The 22,828-nt window shown below is 62.6% G+C and carries 22 protein-coding genes; 9 read left to right on the top strand and 13 right to left on the bottom strand.

The features are described from left to right. Entirely contained in the window at positions 1–1,620 is a 1,620-nt protein-coding gene (locus ACF8MI_RS24375) for an MFS transporter (protein ID WP_028699544.1), read from the top strand. Positions 1,621–1,797: 177 nt separating this feature from the next. Here the strand turns inward: ACF8MI_RS24375 and ACF8MI_RS24370 are convergent, their stop codons facing one another. From ACF8MI_RS24370 to glyQ, 4 genes are read right to left on the bottom strand one after another with little or no spacing between them, the layout of a single operon-like run. Then, on the bottom strand, positions 1,798–2,583 hold the full coding sequence (locus ACF8MI_RS24370) for a 1-acyl-sn-glycerol-3-phosphate acyltransferase (RefSeq protein ID WP_019099404.1): 786 nt from the start codon (positions 2,581–2,583) through the stop codon (positions 1,798–1,800). A 45-nt stretch (positions 2,584–2,628) separates the two neighbouring features. After that, positions 2,629–3,156 (bottom strand): D-glycero-beta-D-manno-heptose 1,7-bisphosphate 7-phosphatase, encoded by a 528-nt coding sequence (gene gmhB, locus ACF8MI_RS24365; protein ID WP_060499865.1) that lies wholly within the window; start codon positions 3,154–3,156, stop codon positions 2,629–2,631. Positions 3,157–3,159: 3 nt separating this feature from the next. Then, positions 3,160–5,211 carry a glycine--tRNA ligase subunit beta gene (gene glyS, locus ACF8MI_RS24360; protein WP_016712790.1) on the bottom strand — a complete coding sequence of 684 codons (2,052 nt, stop codon included), beginning with the start codon at positions 5,209–5,211 and terminating at the stop codon, positions 3,160–3,162. Next, positions 5,208–6,155 (bottom strand): glycine--tRNA ligase subunit alpha, encoded by a 948-nt coding sequence (gene glyQ / locus ACF8MI_RS24355; RefSeq protein ID WP_003253126.1) that lies wholly within the window; start codon positions 6,153–6,155, stop codon positions 5,208–5,210. The genes glyS and glyQ overlap by 4 nt, the downstream gene beginning before the upstream one ends. An 83-nt stretch (positions 6,156–6,238) precedes the next feature. On the opposite strand from glyQ, the gene ACF8MI_RS24350 reads away from it, so the two are divergent. Together ACF8MI_RS24350 and ACF8MI_RS24345 are read left to right on the top strand one after the other, a co-directional pair. Next, on the top strand, positions 6,239–6,790 hold the full coding sequence (locus ACF8MI_RS24350) for a DNA-3-methyladenine glycosylase I (RefSeq protein WP_060499864.1): 552 nt from the start codon (positions 6,239–6,241) through the stop codon (positions 6,788–6,790). Between the two features lie 41 nt (positions 6,791–6,831). Next, positions 6,832–7,719: a lysophospholipid acyltransferase gene (locus ACF8MI_RS24345; protein WP_003253121.1), complete on the top strand. Its 888-nt coding sequence runs from the start codon at positions 6,832–6,834 to the stop codon at positions 7,717–7,719. Between the two features lie 120 nt (positions 7,720–7,839). Here the strand turns inward: ACF8MI_RS24345 and ACF8MI_RS24340 are convergent, their stop codons facing one another. From ACF8MI_RS24340 to def, 5 genes are read right to left on the bottom strand one after another with little or no spacing between them, the layout of a single operon-like run. Then, positions 7,840–8,148 (bottom strand): tetratricopeptide repeat protein, encoded by a 309-nt coding sequence (locus ACF8MI_RS24340; RefSeq protein WP_060499863.1) that lies wholly within the window; start codon positions 8,146–8,148, stop codon positions 7,840–7,842. An 11-nt stretch (positions 8,149–8,159) separates the two neighbouring features. Continuing rightward, a complete protein-coding gene (trkA, locus tag ACF8MI_RS24335; RefSeq protein WP_016712794.1) occupies positions 8,160–9,533 on the bottom strand; it encodes a Trk system potassium transporter TrkA in 1,374 nt (457 codons plus the stop codon). 23 nt (positions 9,534–9,556) lie between these two features. After that, positions 9,557–10,867: a 16S rRNA (cytosine(967)-C(5))-methyltransferase RsmB gene (gene rsmB, locus ACF8MI_RS24330; RefSeq protein WP_200928917.1), complete on the bottom strand. Its 1,311-nt coding sequence runs from the start codon at positions 10,865–10,867 to the stop codon at positions 9,557–9,559. Further along, positions 10,864–11,796 carry a methionyl-tRNA formyltransferase gene (gene fmt, locus ACF8MI_RS24325; RefSeq protein WP_060499861.1) on the bottom strand — a complete coding sequence of 311 codons (933 nt, stop codon included), beginning with the start codon at positions 11,794–11,796 and terminating at the stop codon, positions 10,864–10,866. The genes rsmB and fmt overlap by 4 nt, the downstream gene beginning before the upstream one ends. 59 nt (positions 11,797–11,855) lie before the next feature. Then, positions 11,856–12,362, bottom strand: coding sequence for a peptide deformylase (gene def, locus ACF8MI_RS24320; RefSeq protein WP_016712797.1), 507 nt, complete (start codon positions 12,360–12,362; stop codon positions 11,856–11,858). Between the two features lie 206 nt (positions 12,363–12,568). Here def and dprA point away from each other — a divergent pair, with 206 nt between their 5' ends. Together dprA and ACF8MI_RS24310 are read left to right on the top strand one after the other, a co-directional pair. Continuing rightward, a complete protein-coding gene (dprA, locus tag ACF8MI_RS24315; protein WP_200928918.1) occupies positions 12,569–13,666 on the top strand; it encodes a DNA-processing protein DprA in 1,098 nt (365 codons plus the stop codon). A 42-nt stretch (positions 13,667–13,708) separates the two neighbouring features. Then, on the top strand, positions 13,709–14,266 hold the full coding sequence (locus tag ACF8MI_RS24310; RefSeq protein ID WP_060499858.1) for an L-threonylcarbamoyladenylate synthase: 558 nt from the start codon (positions 13,709–13,711) through the stop codon (positions 14,264–14,266). A gap of 127 nt (positions 14,267–14,393) precedes the next feature. Here ACF8MI_RS24310 and ACF8MI_RS24305 read toward each other — a convergent pair whose 3' ends face one another. Further along, on the bottom strand, positions 14,394–15,371 hold the full coding sequence (locus tag ACF8MI_RS24305; RefSeq protein WP_200928919.1) for an NADPH:quinone reductase: 978 nt from the start codon (positions 15,369–15,371) through the stop codon (positions 14,394–14,396). A 135-nt stretch (positions 15,372–15,506) separates the two neighbouring features. Here ACF8MI_RS24305 and hemF point away from each other — a divergent pair, with 135 nt between their 5' ends. Then, positions 15,507–16,418: an oxygen-dependent coproporphyrinogen oxidase gene (gene hemF / locus ACF8MI_RS24300; protein ID WP_019098072.1), complete on the top strand. Its 912-nt coding sequence runs from the start codon at positions 15,507–15,509 to the stop codon at positions 16,416–16,418. A 25-nt stretch (positions 16,419–16,443) separates the two neighbouring features. Beyond that, the gene (gene aroE, locus ACF8MI_RS24295; RefSeq protein WP_200928920.1) at positions 16,444–17,268 is read left to right on the top strand and encodes a shikimate dehydrogenase; all 825 of its coding nucleotides are present in this window, start codon (positions 16,444–16,446) and stop codon (positions 17,266–17,268) included. Between the two features lie 43 nt (positions 17,269–17,311). On the opposite strand, the gene ACF8MI_RS24290 is transcribed toward aroE, so the two are convergent. From ACF8MI_RS24290 to betC, 3 genes are all read right to left on the bottom strand, one after another. After that, complete coding sequence (locus tag ACF8MI_RS24290) at positions 17,312–18,877, bottom strand: SulP family inorganic anion transporter (protein WP_060499856.1); 1,566 nt, start codon at positions 18,875–18,877, stop codon at positions 17,312–17,314. A gap of 117 nt (positions 18,878–18,994) precedes the next feature. Then, positions 18,995–19,918: a choline ABC transporter substrate-binding protein gene (gene choX, locus ACF8MI_RS24285; protein ID WP_200928921.1), complete on the bottom strand. Its 924-nt coding sequence runs from the start codon at positions 19,916–19,918 to the stop codon at positions 18,995–18,997. Positions 19,919–19,932: 14 nt separating this feature from the next. After that, a complete protein-coding gene (betC, locus tag ACF8MI_RS24280) occupies positions 19,933–21,450 on the bottom strand; it encodes a choline-sulfatase (protein ID WP_104833663.1) in 1,518 nt (505 codons plus the stop codon). 108 nt (positions 21,451–21,558) lie between these two features. Here betC and ACF8MI_RS24275 point away from each other — a divergent pair, with 108 nt between their 5' ends. Continuing rightward, on the top strand, positions 21,559–22,458 hold the full coding sequence (locus ACF8MI_RS24275) for a choline sulfate utilization transcriptional regulator (RefSeq protein WP_164523997.1): 900 nt from the start codon (positions 21,559–21,561) through the stop codon (positions 22,456–22,458). A 23-nt stretch (positions 22,459–22,481) separates the two neighbouring features. After that, the gene (locus ACF8MI_RS24270) at positions 22,482–22,814 is read left to right on the top strand and encodes a DOPA 4,5-dioxygenase family protein (protein ID WP_392517929.1); all 333 of its coding nucleotides are present in this window, start codon (positions 22,482–22,484) and stop codon (positions 22,812–22,814) included. Positions 22,815–22,828: the final 14 nt, after the last annotated feature.

Genomic DNA, 22,828 nt, shown 5'->3' with positions numbered 1-22,828 from the left:
ATGTCGGATTACATCCAAGAGCAGGGTGCGGCGGCCAGCAGCTCCAGCCGCCGTGAAGAACGCAAGATCATTTTCGCGTCATCCCTCGGGACAGTTTTCGAGTGGTATGACTTTTTTCTCTATGGCGCGTTGGCAGCGGTCATCAGCAAGCAGTTTTTTGCGGGTGTGAACGACACCACTGCCTTCATCTTCGCCCTTATGGCCTTCGCCGCCGGTTTTCTGGTGCGGCCCTTCGGTGCGCTGGTGTTCGGCCGCCTGGGCGATATGATCGGGCGCAAGTACACCTTTTTGGTCACCATCGTGCTGATGGGCCTGTCCACCTTCGCAGTGGGGCTGTTGCCCACCTATGCCAGCATCGGCATCGCAGCACCGATCATCCTGGTGATTTTGCGGATGTTGCAGGGGCTGGCACTGGGCGGTGAGTACGGCGGTGCTGCCACTTATGTGGCTGAACACGCACCGCCTGGCAAGCGTGGCTTCCACACCGGTTTCATCCAGTCCACCGCCACCCTTGGGCTGCTGCTGTCGCTGCTGGTGGTACTGGGCAGCCGCTATATCAGCGGCGACCAGTTCGAAACCTGGGGCTGGCGCCTGCCGTTCCTGCTGTCGATCGTGCTGCTGGCCATCTCCACCTGGATTCGTATGAGCATGCACGAATCGCCGGCGTTCGTGAAAATGAAGGCCCAGGGCAAGGTGAGCAAATCGCCGATCCGTGAGTCGTTCACCTCCTGGCCAAACCTGAAAGTGGTACTTACCGCTCTGTTCAGCATCAACGCCGGGCAAGCCGTGACCTTCTACACGGCACAGTTCTACGTGCTGTTCTTCATGACCCAGATGCTGAAGATGGACCCGGCACAGGCCAACACCCTGCTGATCATCAGTGTGGTGATTGGTGCGCCGTTCTTCGTGTTCTTCGGCTGGTTGTCCGACCGTATCGGTCGCAAGCCGATTCTGATGCTCGGCCTGCTGCTGGCCACCGTGTTGTACTTCCCGCTGTTCAAGGCTCTGAGCCACTACGCCAACCCGCAGATTGATGCCGCCAGCCGCCAGGCGCCGATCGTGGTAACCGCCGACCCGCAAGGCTGCACCTTCCAGTTCGACCCGGTGGGCAAAGCGCGTTTCGACAGCCCGTGCGACAAGGTCAAGACGTTCCTGGTCAAGCAGGGCTTGCCGTACAAATCGGTAAGCGTGGCGGGCAGTGATGTAGTGGTGAATATTGGCGACAAGGCCATCAATGGCTTCGACGAAACCGCCATGCGCGCGGCAATCGAGCAGGCGGGCTACCCAGCCAAGGCCGACCCGGCGCAGGTCAACCAGGTGATGGTGGTGGTGCTGATCGTGGCGATGATTCTGATCGCGACCATGACCTACGGCCCCTTGGCGGCGGTAATGGTCGAACTGTTCCCGACCCGTATCCGCTACACCTCGATGTCACTGCCCTACCACATTGGCAACGGCTGGTTCGGCGGCTTCCTACCGACGGTTTCGTTCGCGCTGGTGGTGTACACCGGTGATATTTTCTACGGGCTGTGGTACCCGATTCTGGTGACCGGGGTGAGCCTGGTGGTGGGTATCTTCTGCCTCAAAGAAACCAAGGATGTGGATATCGACAAGGTCTGATGCTGTCCACACGCCATAAAAAAACCGGCTGTAAAAGCCGGTTTTTTTATGCCCCGAAAAAACTTATGCACGATTTTAAGAAAAATGTCATACGTGGAAATAAACAGTTAATTCAATTACTTAGAGATCACTTGAAGCATTCGATCGAAAAACTGCTCACAAGTTATCCACAGAAAATCAAGCTGTCTGTTCCTGGGGTTTTTCCGCTGCTGGCGGCAGCGAACCCATGGCCCGCTGAGTCGCCTCGTTCCACGCTGCGGCGCGGTCGTTGAGCTCTGCAATGGCACGTGGCCCGCTGCCGTTGGCGTACATGGGTTCGCCAATGACCACCTCGATGGTGCCAGAGCGTTTGCCCCAACCCGTCTTTGGCCAGAACTTGCCCGCGTTGTGGGCAATCGGAAGCACCGGCAGCCCGGCATTTACCGCCAGAGCGGTACCGCCACGGGAAAACTTACCCACCGTGCCGAAGGGCACGCGGGTGCCTTCCGGGAAAATCAGCACCCAGGTCTTCTGCTTGAGCAGCTCGTCACCCTTGCTCGCTACCTGGCGCAGGGCTTCCTTGGGGTTGTCGCGGTTGATCGCGATCGGTCGCAGCATGGCCATGGCCCAGCCGAAGAACGGCACATACAGCAGCTCGCGCTTGAGCACTTGGCTCAACGGCGAGAAGTACTGGGACAGGAAGAAGGTTTCCCAGGTGCTCTGGTGGTTCGACAGGATCACGCAAGGCTCATTGGGCACGTTCTCGGCACCCGTGATCTTGTAGTCGATGCCGAGGATGGTGCGCACCAGGAACAGCGCGCAGCGGCACCAATATACGTTGATGAACTTGTAGCGCTTGGGGAACGACAGGAACGGCGCGACGAAAAAGCTCAGCGAGCACCACAGCAGCGAACTGGTGCCCAGCAGCAGGTAAAAAAGAAAGATTCTGATCGCCTGCAGGATCGACATAGTGGCTTGTACCATTGCGGGGCATGCCCGCCTGAGAAAAGTGCGCCAGAAGCGCACTGTTTAAATTAGTTCTCTGGCGATAGCTGCCAGATCGTCGAAAATCAGTGTAGTTTCCGGGACACCTTTTTCCAGGGTCCGCTCGCCCTTGCCGGTTTTCACCAACACGGGTTGTGCACCGACGGCCAGGGCGGCCTCCAGGTCACCTTTGCTATCGCCAACAAACCAGACGCCCTCAAGGCCGACCTGGTAATGCTCGGCGATAGCCCGCAGCATGCCAGGCTTGGGCTTGCGGCAACCGCAGCCTTCGTCCGGCCCATGCGGGCAATACACGATATGGCCCACCTCGCCGCCCTGCTCGGCCACCAGCGCGCGCAGGCGCGCGTGCATGGCCTGAAGGGTTGCCAGCGTGTAATAGCCACGGGCAATACCGGACTGGTTGGTGGCCACGGCCACCTTCCAGCCCGCCTTGCTCAACTGCGCGATCGCTTCGACCGAACCCGGGATCGGTACCCACTCTTCCAGCGTCTTGATATAGGCGTCGGAGTCATGGTTGATCACCCCGTCACGGTCGAGAATCAGCAGTTTCAAGGCTTACCCCAGCAGCGAAATGTCGGCCACGCCCAGGAACAGACCGCGCAGGCGGCTGAGCAGGGCATAACGGTTGGCGCGTACCTTGGCGTCTTCGGCGTTGACCATCACCGCCTCGAAGAAGGCGTCCACCGGGTCACGCAGGGCCGCCAGGCGGGCCAGCGATTCGCTGTACTGGCGTGCAGCAGCCATCGGTTGCACGGCCTGGTCGGCCTGCTGAATGGCCGAGTACAGGGAGAACTCGTTGGCATTGTCGAAGTACTTGGGCTCGACCTGTTCGGCGATGGCGCCTTCGGCCTTGCTCAGCAGGTTCGACACACGCTTGTTCACCGCGGCCAGGGCTTCGGCTTCCGGCAGCTTGCGGAAGGCCTGCACGGCCTGTACGCGCTGGTCGAAGTCCAGGGCAGAGCCTGGCTGCAGGGCACGCACCGACAGGTAGGTGGCCACGTCGATGCCTTCGTCTTCGTAACGTGCACGCAGGCGGTCGAAGATGAACTCCAGCACCTGCTCCGACAAGCCGGCAGCTTTGACCTTGGCACCGAACTGCTTGACCGCGAACTCGACCGCGCCGGTCAGGTTCAGGTCCAGCTGCTTCTCGATCAGGATACGCAGCACGCCCAAGGCAGCACGGCGCAGGGCGTACGGGTCTTTGCTGCCGGTTGGCAGCATGCCGATGCCGAAGATACCCACCAGGGTATCGAGCTTGTCGGCGATGGCCACGGCAGCCCCGGTAAGGGTCTGCGGCAGCTCGGCGCCAGCACCGCGCGGCATGTACTGCTCGTTCAGGGCCAGGGCCACATCTTCCGGCTCACCGTCGTTGAGCGCGTAGTAGTAACCGGCAACACCCTGCATTTCAGGGAATTCGCCAACCATCTCGGTGGCCAGGTCGCACTTGGACAGCAGGCCGGCACGGCCGGCGCGCTGGGCGTCGCCGCCGATCAGCGGGGCGATGAAGGCGGCCAGTTTGGAGACGCGCTCGGCTTTGTCGTATACAGTGCCCAGCTGGGCCTGGAACACCACGTTCTTGAGGCGCTCGTTGAAGGTTTCCAGCGGCTGTTTCTTGTCTTGCTTGAAGAAGAACTCGGCGTCGGTCAGGCGTGGGCGCACGACCTTCTCGTTGCCCTGCACGATCTGCTTCGGGTCGCGGCTTTCAACGTTGGCCACGGTGATGAAGCGCGGCAGCAGCTTGCCTTCGCTGTCCAGCAGGCAGAAGTACTTCTGGTTGTCCTGCATGGTGGTGATCAGGGCTTCCTGCGGCACTTCGAGGAAGCGCTCCTCGAACGAGCACACCAGCGGCACCGGCCACTCGACCAGGGCAGTCACTTCGTCCAGCAGCGCCGGTGGCACGATGGCAGTGCCTTCCTGCTGCATGGCCAGCTCGGCGGTACGCTTGCTGATCAGCTCGCGCCGCTCGGCGAAGTCGGCCAGCACGTAGGCTTTGCGCAGGTCTTCGACGTAGTTGGCCGGGGTGGTGATGACCACGTTCTCCGGGTGGTGGAAGCGGTGACCACGGGATTCACGGCCGGCCTTCTGCGACAGGATGGTGCAGTCGACCACCTGGTCGCCCAGCAGCATCACCAGCCATTGCGTTGGGCGCACGAACTCTTCACGGCTGGCCGCCCAGCGCATGCGCTTGGGGATTGGCAGGTCGTTGAGCGAATCTTCGACGATGGTTGGCAGCAGACCGGCAGTGGCCTTGCCCGGGATGTGCTGGGAGAAGCGCAGCTTGGGGCCGCTTTGGTCGATTTCGGCCAGTTCCACGCCACACTTCTTGGCGAAGCCCAGGGCAGCCTGGGTCGGCTCGCCGTCTTTGAAAGCAGCCTGCAGGGGCGGGCCGTCGATGTTGATGCTGCGGTCAGGCTGCTGCACATCCAGCTGGCGAATCAGCACGGCCAGGCGACGCGGTGCGGCATACACCTGCTTGCCGGTGTAGTTCAGGCCAGCAGCTTGCAGGCCCTTCTCGATACCGGCCAGGAAGGCTTCGCCGAGGCTGGCGAGGGCTTTCGGTGGCAGCTCTTCGGTGCCCAGTTCTACCAGGAAATCTTGAGCACTCATTGTGCAGCCTCCAGCTTAGCCAACACTTCGTCACGCAGTTCAGGGGTGGCCATCGGGAAGCCCAGGCGTGCGCGGGCTTGCAGATAGCTTTGCGCCACGTCCCGGGCCAGGGTACGTACACGCAGGATGTAACGCTGGCGCTCGGTAACCGAGATGGCGCGGCGGGCGTCCAGCAGGTTGAAGGTGTGCGAGGCCTTCAGGACCATTTCGTAGGTCGGCAGCGGCAGCTCCAGCTTGATCAGGCGGTTCGCTTCGCTTTCGTAGAAGTCGAACAGTTCGAACAGCTTGTCGACGTTGGCGTGTTCGAAGTTGTAGGTCGACTGCTCCACTTCGTTCTGGTGGAACACGTCGCCATAGGTGACCTTGCCGAACGGGCCGTCGGCCCACACTAGGTCGTACACCGAGTCGACGCCCTGGATATACATGGCCAGGCGCTCCAGCCCGTAGGTGATTTCACCGGTGACCGGGTAGCACTCGATGCCGCCTACCTGCTGGAAGTAGGTGAACTGGGTCACTTCCATGCCGTTCAGCCAGATTTCCCAGCCCAGGCCCCAGGCGCCGAGGGTTGGCGATTCCCAGTTGTCTTCGACGAAGCGGATGTCGTGCACCAGCGGGTCCAGGCCGATGGCTTTCAGCGAGCCGAGGTAAAGCTCCTGGAAGTTGGCCGGGTTCGGCTTGAGCACCACCTGGAACTGGTAGTAGTGCTGCAGGCGGTTGGGGTTTTCGCCATACCGCCCGTCGGCAGGGCGACGGCTAGGCTGCACATAGGCGGCGTTCCAGGTTTCTGGACCCACGGCGCGCAGGAATGTAGCGGTGTGGAAAGTGCCGGCGCCTACTTCCATATCGTAGGGCTGAAGCACCACACAACCTTGAGCTGCCCAGTAGTTTTGCAGGGCGAGGATCAGGTCTTGGAAGGTACGCACGGCTGGCGTAGGCTGGCTCACGAAATTCACCTGTATCTGGGGATGCGGATGTAAAGAGCGGGAGTATAACCTGATTCGCCTCGCCCTCTACTCATTGGAGCCTTATGCCACGCTGCTTTTGGTGTACCGACGATCCGTTGTACCAGGCCTACCATGACCAGGAATGGGGAACGCCACAGCGCGACCCGGCGTTGCTCTTCGAGATGCTTTTGCTCGAAGGGTTCCAGGCGGGGCTTTCGTGGATCACTGTTTTGCGCAAACGCGCGCGTTATCGCGAGGTGATGTACGGCTTCGACCCTGTGCAGTTGGCCGCCATGAGCGACGAACGTATCGAAGAACTGATGCAGGATGCCGGCATCATCCGCAACCGGCTCAAACTCAAGGCCGCCCGGCGCAACGCGCAGGCCTGGCTGGCTGTGGATAACCCCGCCGATTGGTTATGGTCGTTCGTTGGCGGGGAGCCGAAGGTCAACCATTTCGCGGGCCGTAGCGATGTGCCGGCGGTCACCGATGAAGCCAAGGCCATGAGCAAGGCCCTGCAGAAAGCCGGCTTCACGTTCGTCGGCCCGACCATCTGCTACGCCTTCATGCAAGCTACCGGCATGGTCATGGACCACACCACCGATTGCGATCGCTACGCCGCCTTGCTGCGCTGAGGGGTTACAATGCGCGCCTTGCTGAAATAAGGAATTCGCCTGTGGAAAAGTTCAAGGGCGCCCTGATGGTCGGGGTGCTGCGCCTGTTTGCCAAGCTGCCCTGGGGTGCTGTGCAGCGCGTCGGCGCGGGTATTGGCTGGCTGATGTGGAAGATCCCCAACAGTTCGCGCAACGTGGTGCGCATCAACCTGGCCAAGTGTTTCCCGGAGATGGACCCGGTTGCCCGTGAGCAACTGGTCGGCCAGGCGCTACGGGATATTGGTAAGTCCTTTGTCGAAAGTGCCTGTGCCTGGATCTGGCCGCCGCAGCGTTCGCTGGAGCTGGTCAAGGAAGTGCATGGACTGGAAGTGCTGGAACAGGCTTTGGCCTCGGGCAAGGGTGTGGTGGGTATCACCAGCCACCTGGGCAACTGGGAGGTGTTGAACCACTTCTACTGCAACCAGTGCAAACCGATCATCTTCTACCGCCCACCCAAGCTCAAGGCAGTGGATGACCTGCTGCGCGAGCAGCGCGTGCAGATGGGCAACCGCGTGGCGCCTTCGACCAAGGAAGGCATTCTCAGCGTGATCAAGGAAGTGCGCCGGGGTGGCCAGGTGGGTATTCCTGCCGACCCGGAGCCAGCGGAATCGGCGGGGGTGTTCGTACCGTTCCTCGGCACCCAGGCGCTGACCAGCAAGTTCGTGCCGAACATGCTGGCCGGTGGCAAGGCGGTGGGGGTGTTCCTGCATGCGCTGCGGCTGCCGGATGGCTCGGGCTTCAAAGTGTTCCTGGAAGCTGCGCCAGAAGAGATGTACAGCACCGACGTGAACGTGTCGGCCGCGGCAATGAGCAAGGTGGTCGAGCGTTATGTGCGCGAGTACCCGAGCCAGTACATGTGGAGCATGAAGCGCTTCAAGAAGCGCCCGGCGGGCGAGCCGCGCTGGTACTGAGATTTTCGGGGCGCTTCGCGCCCCATTCGCAGGCAAGCCAGCTCCCACTCGGTCCCTGTGGGAGCTGGCTTGTCGTGGCAACGAACCGCTGCGATGGGCGGCAAAGCCGCCCCGGTAATTTCAGACTTTGTTGAGCTTCTTCAGAAACACGGCCATCTCTTTCTCGGCCTGCTTGTCCCCATGGGCCAGCGCTGCCTCGATCCCCTCCTCCCAGGCCTTGCGCGCCGCCGTCAGGTCGCCCTGCAACTGATACGCCTTGCCCAGCAGCTTCCAGGCTGCGGAGTACTTCGGATCCTGCTCAACACACCGGGCTAGGTGCTCCGCCGCTTCAGCGCCGTTGCCTTCATCCAGCCAGGCCTTGCCCAGGCCAAACCTCAGCAGCGGGTTATCCACACCCTTGGCCAGCATCTTCTCCAGCGATTCGCGCATGCCTTCTTCTCCTAGAAGAAACTCAAGCCGACGTGGAACAGCTTCTCCACATCCCGAATATGCTTTTTATCCACAACGAACAGGATCACATGGTCACCCGACTCGATCATGGTGTCGTCGTGGGCAATCATTACTTCTTCGTCACGAATGATTGCGCCAATGGTGGTACCCGGTGGCAGGGCGATGTCTTCGATGGCTTTGCCCACCACCTTGCTTGACTTCGAATCCCCGTGAGCCACCGCTTCGATGGCCTCGGCCGCGCCACGGCGCAGCGAGTGCACGCTGACAATGTCGCCACGGCGCACGTGCGCCAGCAGGGTGCCGATGGTGGCCAGCTGCGGGCTGATGGCAATGTCGATATCGCCGCCCTGCACCAGGTCGACATAGGCCGGGTTGTTGATGATGGTCATCACTTTGCCCGCGCCCAGGCGCTTGGCCAGCAGCGACGACATGATGTTGGCTTCGTCGTCGTTGGTCAGCGCCAGGAAAATATCGGCGTCGGCGATGTTCTCTTCGAGCATCAGGTCCTTGTCCGAAGCGCTGCCCTGCAGCACCACAGTGCTTTCCAGGGTATCGGAGAGGTGCCGGCAACGGGCGGGGCTCATCTCGATGATCTTCACCTGGTAGCGGCTTTCGATGGCCTCGGCCAAGCGTTCGCCGATCTGCCCGCCCCCGGCGATGACAATGCGCTTGTTGGTTTCGTCGATGCGGCGCAGCTCGCCCATCACGGCGCGGATGTCCTTCTTCGCGGCAATGAAGAACACTTCGTCGTCGGCTTCGATTACCGTGTCGCCCCGTGGGGTGATCGGCCGGTCGCGGCGGAAGATGGCTGCCACGCGGGTATCGACGTTCGGCATGTGGGCACGAATCTGGCGCAGTTGCTGGCCGACCAGCGGGCCACCGTAGTAAGCCTTTACCGCCACCAGCTGGGCCTTGCCTTCGGCGAAGTCGATCACCTGCAGCGAGCCCGGGTGTTCGATCAGGCGCTTGATGTAGTTGGTCACCACCTGCTCAGGGCTGATCAGCACGTCGACCGGGATATGGTCGTTGTCGAACAGCTCTTCGCGGGTGAGGTAGGCCGACTCGCGTACACGGGCGATCTTGGTCGGGGTGTGGAACAGCGAATAGGCTACCTGACAGGCGACCATGTTGGTTTCATCGCTGTTGGTCACCGCTACCAGCATGTCGGCATCGTCAGCACCGGCCTGGCGCAGCACCGTCGGCAGCGAGCCGCGGCCTTGCACGGTGCGGATGTCCAGGCGGTCGCCCAGGTCGCGCAGGCGGTCGCCATCGGTGTCGACCACGGTGATGTCGTTGGCTTCGCTGGCCAGGTGCTCTGCCAGCGTACCGCCTACCTGGCCTGCGCCGAGGATGATGATCTTCATCCGCTACTCCCTACCTTTTGTTCTTATCCGCGCGAGGCGGCGATCTTGATCAGCTTGGCATAGTAGAAACCGTCGTGGCCGCCTTCCTGGGCCAGCAGCTGGCGACCGTGGGGCTGGCGCAGCCCGGCCTCGGTGGCCAGGCCCAGCTCACGGGCGCCCGGGGTGCGGGCCAGGAAGGCGTCGATCACTTCGGTGTTCTCGGTCGGCAGGCTGGAGCAGGTGGCGTACAGCAGCATGCCGCCTACTTCCAGGGTCGGCCACAGGGCATCCAGCAGCTCGCCTTGCAGTGAAGCCAGGGCCGGAATGTCGTCGGCCTGGCGAGTCAGCTTGATGTCCGGGTGGCGGCGGATCACGCCAGTGGCCGAGCACGGGGCGTCGAGAAGGATGCGCTGGAATGGCTTGCCGTCCCACCAGCTGGCGGTGTCACGGGCATCGCAGGCGATCAGCTCGGCGTCCAGTTGCAGGCGGTCAAGGTTCTCGCGTACGCGGGTCAGGCGCTTGGCTTCCAGGTCGATGGCCACTACGTGGGCCAGGCCGGCTTCGGCTTCGAGCAGGTGGCAGGTTTTGCCTCCCGGGGCGCAGCAGGCGTCCAGCACGCGCTGACCGGGAGCCAGTTCGAGCAGGTCGGCGGACAGCTGCGCAGCTTCGTCCTGCACGCTCACCCAGCCTTCGGCGAAGCCTGGCAGGCCGCGTACGTCGCAAGCTTCGGCCAGCACGATGCCGTCACGGCTGTACTGGCAGGCACTGGCGCTGACGCCCGCCTCGGTCAGCAATGCCAGGTAGGCATCGCGGCTGTGATGACGGCGGTTTACCCGCAAAATCATCGGAGGGTGGGCGTTATTGGCGGCGCAGATGGCTTCCCACTGCTCCGGCCAGAACGCTTTCAGCGACTTTTGCAGCCAGCGCGGGTGGGCGGTGCGTACCACCGGGTCGCGCTCCATGCTTGCCAACAGCTCCTCGCCTTCGCGCTGGGCGCGGCGCAGTACGGCATTGAGCAGCCCTTTGGCCCACGGCTTCTTCAGCTTGTCGGCACAGCCGACGGTTTCGCCGATGGCGGCGTGGGCGGGAATACGGGTGTAGAACAACTGATACAGGCCGACCAGCAGCAGCGCCTGCACATCGGCATCGGCGGCCTTGAACGGCTTTTGCAGCAGTTGCGCGGCCAGCAGGTCGAGGCGAGGCTGCCAGCGCGCGGTGCCGAACGCCAGGTCCTGGGTCAGGCCACGGTCGCGCTCGTCGACCTTGTCCAGCTGCGCCGGCAGCGAGCTGTTCAGCGAAGCCTTGCCGCTAAGTACAGCGGCAAGGGCACGGGCGGCGGCGAGGCGTGGGTTCATTGGCCCAGCACCTTGCCGGCGGCAAACTTCTCGCGGCGGCTGTTGAACAGGTCGCTGAAGTTCAGCGCCTTGCCGCCGGGCAGTTGCAGGCGGGTGAGGCTCAGCGCCCGGTCACCGCAGGCGACGACCAGGCCGTCCTTGCTGGCTGACAGAATTTCGCCAGGGGCGCCCTTGCCGGTGGACAGGTTGGCGGCCAGCACTTTGACGCTTTCGCCATCAAGGGTGCTGTGACACACCGGCCACGGGTTGAAGGCGCGGATCAGGCGCTCCAGTTCGACAGCCGGGCGGCTCCAGTCAATGCGGGCTTCGTCCTTGTTCAGCTTGTGCGCGTAGGTAGCCAGGGCATCGTCCTGCACTTCGCCTTGCAGCGAGCCGTCGGCCAGGCCGGCAATGGCCTGTACCACGGCAGGCGGGCCCATTTCGGCCAGGCGGTCGTGCAAGGTGCCGCCGGTGTCGTCGGCGCTGATCGGGGTCACCACCTTGAGCAGCATCGGGCCGGTGTCCAGGCCTGCTTCCATGCGCATCACGGTTACACCGCTCTCGGCGTCGCCAGCTTCCACGGCACGCTGGATCGGTGCGGCACCGCGCCAGCGTGGCAGCAGCGAGGCATGGCTATTGATGCAGCCCAGGCGCGGGATATCCAGCACCACCTGGGGCAGGATCAGGCCGTAGGCGACCACCACCATCAGGTCTGGCTTGAGCGCGGCCAGTTCAGCCTGCGCTTCGGCATTGCGCAGTGTCTGTGGCTGGAACACCGGGATGTCATGGGCCACGGCCAGCGCCTTGACCGCACTTGGCATGAGCTTCTGGCCACGGCCGGCAGGGCGGTCTGGCTGGGTGTAGACAGCCACGATTTCGTACGGGCTGTCGAGCAGGGCCTTGAGGTGTTCGGCGGCAAACTCTGGAGTGCCTGCAAAGACGATGCGCATGGAGTTCTCGCTTCAAAAAGAAAAAGGCTTGCCGGAGCAAGCCTTCTGGAAGGTGGGGATCAGGCTTGCTGGCGGTGCTGCTTTTCCAGCTTCTTCTTGATCCGGTCGCGCTTGAGCTGCGACAGGTAGTCAACGAACAGCTTGCCGTTGAGGTGATCGAATTCGTGCTGCACGCACACCGCCAGCAGGCCTTCGCATTCCAGCTCGTACGGCTTGCCGTCGCGGTCCTGGGCCTTGACCCGTACGCGCAGCGGGCGGTCGACGTTCTCGTAGAAGCCCGGTACCGACAGGCAGCCTTCCTGATACTGGCCCATGTCATGGGTCAGCTCTTCGACCGTGGGGTTGATGAAGACGCGCGGCTCGCTGCGGTCTTCGCTGAGATCCATGACCACGACCTGCAGGTGCACGTTCACCTGGGTGGCGGCCAGGCCGATGCCAGGGGCTTCGTACATGGTTTCAAACATGTCGTCGATCAGCTGACGCAGGGCGTCGTCGAACACCGTCACCGGCTTGGCGATGGTGCGCAGGCGCGGGTCCGGGAATTCGAGAATGTTCAAGATGGCCATAAGGTCAGGCAGTCACTGTGCGTTCGGTTGAAAACTGAGCACACATAATAAAGGGAAACGGGGATTTCGGCACCTGGCAAGCTCGTCTAGGGTGTTTATGGGCTTGATAGCCTTCAATCAATGGACAGCTTTTCAAAGTGTTACTCACAGAGTTATCCACAGGTTGTGCCACGTAAATGGCCCTGTTTCGATCAAGGATGATCCCTATGCCAATTCACCATTCGTCGCTCTGTTCGCCTGCCGAACTGGATGCACGATTACGCCTGCACTGCCTTACCGGGATGGGACTGCGACGTTTTCGCATATTGTTCGATGCCTTTGGCAGTGCCTGCTCTGCACTCAGTGCACCGGGTTCGGCCTGGCGTGCACTGGGCATCCCACAGATCACCATCGACGCGCGGCGCAGTGCCGAAGTGCGCGATGGCGCACTGGCCGCAATGGCCTGGCTAGAGCGACCTGGCCAGCATTTACTGATGTGGGACGGCCCCGATTACCCTGCATTGTTGGCGGAAATCGACGATGCGCCGCCGCTGCTTTTCGTGGCTGGCGAACCTGCGTTGCTCGAACGTCCACAGCTGGCCATTGTGGGCAGCAGGCGTGCCACACCACCGGCGCTCGACACCGCTGCGGCATTTTCCCGCTACCTGGCGCAGGCCGGTTTTACTATCACCAGCGGCTTGGCTGTGGGTATCGATGGTGCCGCTCATCGGGCTGCGTTGCAGGCTGGTGGGGGCACGATTGGCGTGCTTGGCACGGGGTTGCAAAAACTTTATCCACAGCGGCACCTGGAGCTTGCACAGGCGATGATCGACCATGGCGGCGCACTGGTTTCCGAGTACCCGCTGAATGCCGGGCCATTGCCCGGTAACTTCCCGCGGCGCAATCGCATCATCAGTGGGCTGTCGCTGGGCGTGCTGGTGGTCGAAGCCAGCCTGGCCAGTGGTTCGCTGATCACCGCCCGCCTGGCGGCCGAGCAAAGCCGCGAGGTGTATGCGATACCGGGCTCCATTCACCACCCGGGTTCGAAGGGCTGCCACCAGTTGATCCGTGATGGCGCGCTGCTGGTGGAAAGCGTGGATCAGATCCTGGAAAGCTTGCAGGGTTGGCAAAACCTGCCGCCCGCCATTGTGGACAAATTCGACCATCCCCTGCTTGCCCTGCTGCATGCCGCGCCGCAAACCAGCGAAAGCCTGGCGCATTGCAGCGAGCTGCCGCTGGCCGAAGTGCTGGTGCAACTGACCGAGCTGGAGCTGGAAGGCCGGGTCAGCAATGAAGCCGGGCGTTGGTTTGCCCGTGCGGGCTAAGTACACTGCACACAAGCAAGGTATATAGGCGGAGAGACAGCAATGGTGAGCAGTTTTCGTGTGCAACAAGCCGCACGTGAGGTACGGGCGGGCGCGGTGATCGCCTACCCGACGGAAGCGGTCTGGGGCCTGGGCTGCGACCCGTGGAACGAGGACGCGGTGTATCGCCTGCTGGCGCTGAAATCGCGGCCTGTGGATAAAGGGCTGATCCTGATCGCCGACAACATCCGCCAGTTCGACTTCCTGTTCGAGGACTTCCCCGAAGACTGGATCGACCGCATGGGCAGCACCTGGCCGGGGCCGAACACCTGGCTGGTGCCGCACCAGGACCTGTTGCCCGAGTGGGTGACAGGGCAGCATGACACCGTGGCGCTGCGGGTCAGTGATCACCCGGTGGTGCGTGAGCTGTGCGCGTTGGTGGGGCCGCTGATTTCCACCTCGTGCAACCCGGGCGGGCGCCCGGCGGCGAAGACCCGGTTGCGGGTGGAGCAGTATTTCCATGGCCAGCTGGACATGGTGCTGGGCGGCGCGCTGGGGGGGCGGAAGAACCCGAGTGTGATTCGTAACCTGGCAACTGGCGAAGTGGTGCGCCCGGGCTGAATCTATCCACAGCGCTCGCGGGTGGGTTCGGGCCTCTGTGGGAGCGGGCGCGCCCGCTCCCACAATGATCGCGCCAGCTTTTAGGTCTTGTACAAGACAGTTGCTCCCACAGGGTGAAGTGTCTGGCTCAGGGGATCAGTACAGTCGAGCCCACGGTCCTGCGCGCCGACAGCTCCGCCTGCGCTTTGGCCGCTTCACTCAGCGGATACCGCTGCTGGATATCCACAACCAGCTTGCCACTCGCAATCATTGCAAACAGGTCATCAGCCATGGCCTGGGTATTCTCGGCATTGTTGGCATAGCTCGCCAGAGTTGGCCGGGTGACATACAGCGAGCCCTTCTGCGCCAAAATCCCCAGGTTCACCCCGCTCACCGCGCCCGAGGCATTGCCGAAGCTCACCATCAACCCGCGCGGTTGCAGGCAATCCAGCGAGGTCAGCCAGGTATCGGCGCCCACGCCGTCGTACACCACCGGGCATTTCTTGCCATCGGTCAGTTCCAGCACGCGCTTGGCCACATCTTCACGGCTGTAGTCGATGGTTTCCCACGCCCCCAGCGCCTTGGCCCGCTCGGCCTTTTCGGCAGAACTCACGGTTCCGATCAGCTTGGCACCCAAGGTCTTGGCCCACTGGCACGCCAGCGAACCCACACCGCCAGCCGCCGCGTGGAACAGGATCACGTCACCCGCCTTCACCTCATAGGTCTGCTTCAGCAGGTACTGCACGGTCAAACCCTTGAGCATCACCGCCGCTGCCTGCTCGAAGCTGATGCTGTCGGGCAGCTTGACCAGGTTGGCCTCCGGCAGCGTATGCACCTCGCTGTACGCACCCAGCGGGCCACCGGCATGGGCCACGCGATCCCCTACCTTCAACCGAGTAACGCCTTCGCCCACGGCCTCGACCACACCTGCGGCCTCGGTGCCCAGGCCCGAAGGCAGGGTCGGCGGCGCATACAACCCGCTGCGGAAGTAGGTATCGATGAAGTTCAGGCCGATGGCATGGTTACGCACGCGCACCTGCTGCGGCCCCGGTGGGGCGGGTTCGAATTCCACAAACTGCAGCACTTCCGGGCCGCCATGCTGGCTGAACTGGATACGCTTGGCCATCTCGCACTCCTGTCGTCGGGATCGGGAAAAGGCCTTCTATCGGACGCCTTTGCTTGATCGCCGTCAACTGCGGCGCGCGCGCTGGCGGTGGTATGCTACGCGGCGAATTCTTCCCTGCCCGTTCCTGGTGACCCGATGACTAGCCGCACCGAGGCCGTGAAAGCCTACCTGCTCGACCTGCAAGACCGCATCTGCTCTGCCCTCGAAGCTGAAGACGGCGGCGCCCGCTTCGTCGAGGACGCCTGGGTGCGCGAAGCCGGTGGCGGGGGCCGCACGCGGGTGATCGGCGACGGCAAGGTGATCGAGAAAGGCGGGGTCAACTTCTCCCATGTGTTCGGTGCGGGTCTGCCGCCCTCGGCGAGTGCCCACCGCCCTGAGCTGGCGGGCCGTGGCTTCGAGGCCTTGGGCGTGTCGCTGGTGATTCACCCGCACAACCCGCATGTGCCCACTTCTCACGCCAACGTGCGCTTCTTTATCGCCGAAAAGGAAGGTGAAGAAGCCGTGTGGTGGTTCGGTGGTGGCTTCGACCTGACCCCGTACTACGGCAATGAAGAAGACTGCATCCACTGGCACCGCGTGGCCGAGCAGGCCTGCGCGCCGTTCGGCGCCGACGTGTACCCGCGCTACAAGGCCTGGTGCGACCGCTACTTCCACCTCAAGCACCGGGGTGAGCCACGCGGCATTGGCGGGCTGTTCTTTGATGACTTGAACGAGTGGGATTTCGACACCTGCTTCGCCTTCATCCGCGCCATCGGCGATGCCTACGTCAACGCCTATCTGCCGATCATCCAGCGCCGCAAGGACACGCCCTACACCCCGCAGCAGCGCGAGTTTCAGGAATATCGTCGCGGTCGCTACGTGGAGTTCAACCTGGTCTACGACCGTGGCACCCTGTTCGGCCTGCAGTCTGGTGGCCGTACCGAGTCCATCCTCATGTCGCTGCCGCCGCAGGTACGTTGGGGCTACGACTGGAAGGCTGCGCCCGGCAGCGAAGAAGCGCGCCTGACCGAGTACTTCCTGCAAGACCGCGACTGGCTTGGCCAGTAAGCCTGTGGACAACCAAGGAGCCGCCATGGACCAGTACGTCGTTTTCGGTAACCCCATCGGCCACAGCAAGTCGCCGCTGATCCACCGCCTGTTCGCCGAGCAGACCGGCCAGGACCTGGAATACGCCACCCTGCTGGCGCCACTGGACGAGTTCAGCGATTGCGCGCGCGGCTTCTTCAAGCAAGGCATTGGCGGCAACGTCACGGTGCCGTTCAAGGAAGAGGCCTACCGCCTGTGCGACAGCCTGACCCCGCGTGCCCAGCGCGCTGGCGCAGTGAACACGCTGATCAAGCTGGCTGATGGCACCCTGCAGGGCGACAATACCGATGGCGCTGGCTTGGTGCGCGACTTGACGGTGAATGCCGGGGTCGAGCTTGCCGGTAAGCGCATTCTCATCCTGGGGGCCGGTGGCGCCGTGCGTGGCGTGCTGGAGCCGATACTGGCGCACCAGCCGCAGTCGCTGGTGATTGCCAACCGTACCGTGGAAAAAGCCGAGCAACTGGCACATGAGTTCGATGAACTGGGGCCGGTAGTGGCCAGTGGGTTTGCCTGGTTGCAGGAGCCGGTGGATGTAATCATCAATGCCACCTCGGCGAGCCTGGCCGGTGAATTGCCGCCGATTGCGGATAGCCTGGTCGAGGCGGGGCGTACGGTTTGCTACGACATGATGTATGGCAAGGAGCCGACGCCGTTTTGCCAATGGGCTACCAAGCTGGGTGCGGCCAAGGTGCTGGATGGGTTGGGGATGCTGGCGGAGCAGGCGGCTGAAGCCTTCTTTATCTGGCGTGGGGTTCGGCCGGATACGGCGCCGGTTTTGGCTGAACTGCGCCGGCAACTGGCTCGAGGCTGAGATTGTCGGGGCCGCAAAGCGGCCCCAAGATCTCAACCCAACCTCACTCTTCAAACCGTATCGGGCACAACGCCACCCCTTCCAGCTTCTGCAATTCCTCGATCACCTGCGGCCTGGCCCGGTGCAGGGTCAAACTCCCGCCCAACCGCCGCAACCGCCGCGCCTCGCGGTGCAACATATCCACACCCGAGTAATCGATAAAATTCACCTGCCGCGCATCGATCACCACATGCGGCCCTTGGCAACGCTGCAAGCGCACCTGCAGGTAATGCGCCGCACCAAAGAAGATCGACCCGCCCACCCGCAATACATCCGCATCACCTTCACGGCTCTGCTGTACCCGTGGCCGTGACGTGCGCTTCAGATAGAAGAACAGCGACGCCAGCACCCCGGCATATATCGCCGTCTGCAATTCCAGCAGCAAGGTCGCCGCCGCCGTCAGTGCCATTACCAGAAACTCCGAGCGGCTGACCCGGAACAGCGCGCGAATCCCCCGATGGTCCACCAACCCCCAACAGATCAGCAAAATGCTGCCGGCCATGGCGGGTATCGGCAGGTGTGCGATCAACCCGGCGCCGGTAACGGCGAACAACGCTACCCACAGCGCCGAAAACACCCCGGCCATGGGCGAGCGGGCACCCGCTTCATAGCTCAGGCCCGAGCGGGTGAAGGAGCCGGCAGAAAGGTAACCGGAGAAAAACGCCCCTGCGATGTTCGACAGGCCCTGCGCACGTATTTCCTGATCCGGGTCGATCAGCTGTTCTGAGCGTGCCGAGAGAGAGCGGGCAATCGACAGGCTGGTGACCAGCCCCAGCATGCCCACTGCCACGGCGCTGGGCAGCAGGCGCAGCAACAGTTCCACGTCCAGCAGGGGCAGCGGGCTAAAGGGGGGAAGTTGCCCGGTGAAGGCCGCTACTCGTGGTACATGGCCAAAGAAGCCCGGCAACAGCCACGCCAGCAGGCTGACCAGGATCAGGCTTATCAACAGGCTCGGCCAGCGTGGGCGCCAGAGTTTCAAGGTCACGCCGAGCAGCACGGTGGCCAGGCCAAGCACCAGTGAAGGCAGGTCGACTTCTCCGGCGTGGCTGGCCAGATCCTGCACGGTCTTCAGTGCAGTAGCCTGGCTGGGCAAGTCCATGCCCAGCAGGTTGGGCATCTGACCCAGGGCAATGACGATGGCAGCACCCAGCGTGAAACCGAGCACGACGGAATGGGAGACGAAATTGACCAGCGCGCCAAACCGCAAAAGCCCCAGCAGTAGCTGGAAGATGCCGCCGAGGAACGTCAGCAGCAGCACCAGGGTGATGTAATCGGCGCTGCCCGCCACGGCCAGCGGGCTGATGCTGGCGTAGAGGACGATGGAAATGGCAGCGGTCGGGCCGCAGATCAGGTGCCAGGATGAACCCCATAAGCAAGCGATCAGCACCGGCACGATGGCGGCGTACAGGCCATATTCGGCGGGCAGGCCGGCGATCAGGGCGTAGGCGATGGATTGCGGCAGGGCAAGGATGGCACCGCTCAGGCCCACCAGCAGGTCCTGGCGCAGGCTGCGGCCCGATTGGCGGGGGAGCCAAGTGAGGAAGGGCAGCAGGTGGATGATGCGATGCATGGGTTACCCAGATTCCTAGAGGTGCACTGTCCTCCCTGTGGGAGCGGGTTCACCCGCGAATGCGTCTGTTGCTCCACTATCGCATTCGCGGGTGAACCCGCTCCCACAGGGATCGGTTTACAGCTTTGTCATTACTGCTTCGCGGGCATCGGCACCACTTTTTGTGGTTACCCCAGCCAACCAATCATTCAATAGCTCGGGATGTGCCTTCACCCAGCCCTTGGCTGCTTCATCAAAACTGATCTTCTTGTCCACAACCTCAGCCATGATGCTGTTTTCCATGTCCAGCGTGAACCTAAGGTTACCCAACAGCTTCGCCGCATTCGGGCAGGCTTGTAGATAACCCTTGCGGGTCAGCGTATACACCTCGCCTTTGCTGCCGAACCACTTCTCCCCGCCGGTCAGGTAGTGCATTTTCAGCTTCACGTTCATCGGGTGCGGTGTCCAGCCGAGGAAGGTAATGAACTGCTGTTTCTTCACCGCCCGGTCGACTTGGGCCAGCATCGCCTGCTCGCTGGACTCCACCAGCTTCCACTGGCCAAGGTTGAATTCATTTTTGTCGATGATTTCTTTCAGCGACAGATTGGCCGGTGCGCCGGAGCCAATGCCGTACAGCTTCTTGTCGAACTGGTCGGCATGCTTCTGCAGGTCGGCAAAGTCTTTCACCCCGGCATTCCACACATAGTCGGGCACGGCCAGGGTGAACTCGGTGCCTTCCAGGTTGCGCGACAGTTGCTGCACATCGCCGTTGGCGATGAACTTGTCATGGAAGCCTTGCTGTGCCGGCATCCAGTTGCCGAGGAAGGCGTCGACACGGCCGTCCTTCAGGCCACCGTAGATGATCGGTACGGCCAGGCTGTCGATTTTCACCTGATAGCCCAGGCTTTCCAGTAACAGGCGGGCCACGGCATTGGTCGAAGCGATATCGCTCCAGCCGGGGTCGGCCATTTTCACGGTGCTGCATTGCGCGTCGCTGTCGGCGGCGTGGGCCGTGGCGGCGCCCAGGGCCAGGGCGAATACGGCGGTGGAGAACGTGTGCATGGCGGCCTCTCTTCTCAATCCATGGGTGCGGGCTGTGGATAACGTGCCTTGCGCTCGAGGTCGTCGAGATCGATGTGGTTGCGCATGTACTGTTGGCTGGCGTCCACCAGCGGTTGGTGGTCCCAGCTTTTCAGCTTGCCGATGGCCAGCGCTTCGGCCACCAGGCGGCGGCGGCGCTGGCTGGCCAGCACCTGCTGGCGCAGGCTGGGGATATCCCAACGCTGCTGTGCTTCATCGACCAATGCCTGCAGCAGCGCTTGGTGGTCCGGGCTGCCGGTGAGGTTCTCCCGCTCGTGCGGGTCGCGGCTCAGGTCATAGAGTAGGCATGGGTCGTCTTCGCTGTACACGAACTTGTACGGCCCACGGCGGATCATCATCAGCGGGCCGACGGTGCCTTCGGCCATGTATTCGCCGATCACTTCGTCGTGGCCGCCCTGCCCTTGCAGGTGGTTTACCAGCGAGCGGCCATCCAGGTGCAGGTGGTTATCCACAGCGCCGCCAGCGAGTTCGACCAGGGTTGGCAACAGGTCGCAGGTGGAAACCGAGGCACTGATCCGGCTTGCTGCGAAGCGCTTCGGCGCATGAACCAGCAATGGCACCCGTGCCGACATCTCGAACCAGTGCATTTTGTACCAGAGGCCCCGCTCGCCGAGCATGTCGCCGTGGTCGCCGGAGAACACGATCACGGTATCGTCTGCCAGGTTGCATTCCTCCAGGGTTTGCAGCAGCTGGCCGATGTTGTCGTCGATGTAGCTGCAGGCGCCAAAGTAGGCGCGGCGGGCATCGCGGATCTTTTCCACAGGCAGCGGTTTGTTCCACAGGTCGTAGACCTTGAGCAGGCGCTGAGAGTGCGGGTCGAGTTCCGACTGGCTGAACCCGGCGTGGGGCATGGGGATATCCACAGCCTCGTAGCGGTCCCAGTAGCGCTTGGGGATGGTGTACGGGTCGTGCGGGTGGGTCATGGACACGGTCAGGCAGAACGGCCGGCCATCGCTCTCGCGCACATGGTCGTACAGGTACTGGCGCGCCTTGAACACCACCTCTTCGTCGAAATCCAGCTGGTTGGTGCGCACGCATGGGCCAGCCTGCAGCACCGAGGACATGTTGTGGTACCAGCTGGGGCGCACATCCGGGTCGTCCCAGTTCACTGCCCAGCCGTAGTCGGCGGGGTAGATATCGCTGGTAAGGCGTTCTTCATAGCCGTGCAGCTGGTCCGGGCCGCAGAAGTGCATCTTGCCCGACAGTGCCGTGCGGTAGCCCAGCCGGCGCAGGTAATGGGCATAGGTTGGCACGTCTGCGGGGAAGTCGGCGGCGTTGTCGTAGGCGCCTATGCGGCTGGGCAACTGGCCGCTGACCAGGGTGAAGCGCGACGGCGCGCACAGCGGGCTGTTGCAGTAGGCCGAGTCGAACACCACCGCCTGCTCGGCCAGGCGGCTAAGGTGCGGCATCTGGATGGGCGAAGGGGCGTAGATCGGCAGCAAAGGTGCGGCCATCTGGTCGGCCATGATGAACAGGATATTCGGGCGTGTCATGGTGGCTTCCATCGTTGAGGGTTATGCGAACCGCTTGCCTACCAAGATGCGACTGTGGCTAACATGGGTAAAGCCCATGGCGGGCAATGACTGGGATTAGCCAAGCTTATGTTTGAGCACCTCGCCGAGCTGTCACTGGATACCTTGCGCGTGTTCGAGGCGGCAGCACGTCTGCGCAGCTTTACTGCCGCCGCGCTGGAGCTGGGTACCACACAACCGGCCGTGAGCCAGCAGGTTAAGCGCCTGGAAGCGCAGTTGGGCACGCGCCTGTTCGACCGGATCTACCGGGGCATCGAGCTGACCGAAGCCGGACAGGTGCTGTTCGAGCAGGTGCATCAGGGTTTGCAGGCGATGGATGATGGCATTGCCCAAGTCAGCGGGCGTGGCCAGCGCGAAGTGCTGCAGGTGGCCACCGACTTTGCTTTTGCGGCGTTTTGGCTGATGCCCCGGTTGCAGCGCTTTCACGAAGCTTATCCACAGGTGGATGTGAGCCTGGTGACCGGTGAGCGCAGCCAGGGCATGTTGCGGCCGGACATCGATGTGGCGGTGCTGTTTGGCGATGGGCGCTTTCACCAGGGCGAAAGCCGCTGGCTGTTCGATGAGGAAGTGTTCCCGGTGTGCAGCCCCCGCCTGACCCATGGAAAACCCTTTTCAGCCGTGGCTTTGCAACAGTTGCCCCTGTTGCATTTGAAGGGCGAGCAGGCCAGCCGCTGGTTTGATTGGGCGGGGGTGTTTCGCGGGTTTGGCGTGGCCAGTCCGCCACCTGCGGGGCAGTTGCGCTTTGACAACTACACCTTGCTGATCCAGGCGGCGATTGCCGGTCAGGGTGTGGCGATTGGTTGGCGGCACCTGGTGGATGGCCTGGTGGATCAAGGCTTGCTATGTCGGCCATTAGAGGGGAGCCTGACGTCGAGTCGGGGCTATTTTCTGGTTTTGCCACCGCGCAAGCGGCGCGGGGCGTTGATCGAGCGGTTCGTCAGCTGGCTGGAGCAGGAGCGCAGTGGCTGATGGCGGTGTAATCGGGAGTTATCGTGCAAAGAATCAAGGGTTACCACGCACATGTTTATTACGACCCGGCAACGATGGATCAGGCACGTGAGCTGTGTGAGGAGGCGGCGCGGCTGTTCCCTGTGACCATGGGGCGTATGCACCAGAAGCCGGTTGGGCCGCACCCGGACTGGAGTTGCCAGCTGGCGTTCGAGCCGGAATTTATCGGGGTGGTGTTGCCTTGGTTGGCGCTGTACCGCAAGGGGTTGGTGGTGTTCATGCACCCGCTCACCGGGGATGAGCTGGCGGATCACCGGGACCATGCGATCTGGATGGGGGCTGTGCGGCCTTTGGATCTGTCAATTTTTGGTGGGTAAATCTCAGTTGCCTG

Origin of the sequence: Pseudomonas sp. yb_9 (genome assembly GCF_043103635.1) — a bacterium.
GTDB lineage: Bacteria > Pseudomonadota > Gammaproteobacteria > Pseudomonadales > Pseudomonadaceae > Aquipseudomonas > Aquipseudomonas monteilii.
Note: the sequence above shows the minus strand (reverse complement) of the source record. Positions and strands in the feature narration are given on the sequence as shown.